Source organism: Pseudoroseomonas cervicalis ATCC 49957 (assembly GCF_000164635.1).
GTDB lineage: Bacteria > Pseudomonadota > Alphaproteobacteria > Acetobacterales > Acetobacteraceae > Pseudoroseomonas > Pseudoroseomonas cervicalis.
This window is the reverse complement of sequence record NZ_GG770890.1, coordinates 1-1,262: the sequence shown is the minus strand read 5'-3', so window position 1 is coordinate 1,262 and position 1,262 is coordinate 1. Positions and strand designations below refer to the sequence as shown.

Genomic DNA, 1,262 nt, shown 5'->3' with positions numbered 1-1,262 from the left:
CGCGGGTGCGCAGCACCGGCAGGCCGGCGGCGGCCAGGCGCGACGAGAGGGCCCGGGCCAGCGTGGTCTTGCCGGCCCCTTCCCCCCCCTCCAGCGTGATGAAGCGGCCCTGCGTGCCTTGCCCGCCGCTCACCTCAGCCGGACACCATGCGGGCGATCACCGCCGGGATGCGCGGGATCAGCCCGAGCTTCGGCACATCGGCCCCCGCGTAGAGCGGCAGCACCATGGGCGGCACGCCCTGGCCGGAGACGTCGAGCTGCCCGACCTCCTGCCCCTTGGCAATCGGCGCCGGGATCGGGCCGTTGTAGCGCAGCTTCACCGTCAGGTTGCGGCGCCACTGGCGCGGCAGGGTCAGCACCATGTCCTTGCCGCCGACCAGCGGCACGGTGGATTGCTCGCCCAGATAGACCGGGGCGGCCTCCACCGTGTCGGCGGCGCGGAACAGCACGACATTCTCGAATTCGCGGAAACCCCATTCCATCAGCCGCTCGGATTCCTCGCCGCGCGCGCGCATCGAGGTCAGGCCGTTCACCACCAGGATCAGCCGGCGGTCGCCGCGCTTGACCGTGCCGGTGAGGCCATAGCCGGCATCCTCGGTATGGCCGGTCTTCAGCCCGTCCGCGCCGGGCACGCGGCCGAGCAGCGGGTTGCGGTTCTCCTGGTTGATGCCGTTCCACTGGAAGGAACGCTCGCTGTAGAAGGCGAAATATTGCGGGAAGTCGTTGATCAGGTGCCGCGCCAGCGTCGCCAGATCGCGCGCCGTCATGCGGTGCTCGGGGTCGGGCCAGCCCGTGGCGTTGCGGAAGGTGCTGTCGTTCAGCCCGAGCTTGCGGGCATATTCGTTCAGCAGCTCGGCGAATTGCTGCTCGCTGCCGCTGATCCCCTCGGCCAGCACGATGCAGGCATCATTGCCGGACTGGATGATGACGCCGCGCGCCAGATTCTCGACCGAGACGGCACTGCCCAGCTCGACGAACATCTTCGAGCCGCCCATGCGCCAGGCGCGCTCGCTCACCGGCAGGGTCTGGTCGAGCCGCAGCCGGCCCTGCTTCAGCAGGTCGAAGACGACATACATCGTCATCAGCTTCGACATCGAGGAGGGCGGCATCCGCTCATCGGCGCTCTTCTCGAGCAGCACGGCGCCGGTATCGGCATCCATCAGCAGCGCCTGGCGGGCGCTGGTGTCGAGCGGACCGAGCGGCGTGCTGGCCGGGCTGGTCGGCACGGCGGGGGTGGCGGCGCGGCCGGCGGGGCGGCGCTG

At 70.4% G+C, this 1,262-nt stretch carries 2 protein-coding genes; both read right to left on the bottom strand.

Annotated features, from left to right (window positions below; all coding sequences use genetic code 11):
* Positions 1 to 133: dTMP kinase (locus HMPREF0731_RS20040; RefSeq protein ID WP_007006042.1), on the bottom strand; the 133-nt coding region annotated here is incomplete at its 3' end.
* Position 134: 1 nt separating this feature from the next.
* On the bottom strand, positions 135 to 1,262 hold a 1,128-nt coding region (locus tag HMPREF0731_RS20035), incomplete at its 5' end, for a D-alanyl-D-alanine carboxypeptidase family protein (protein WP_007006041.1).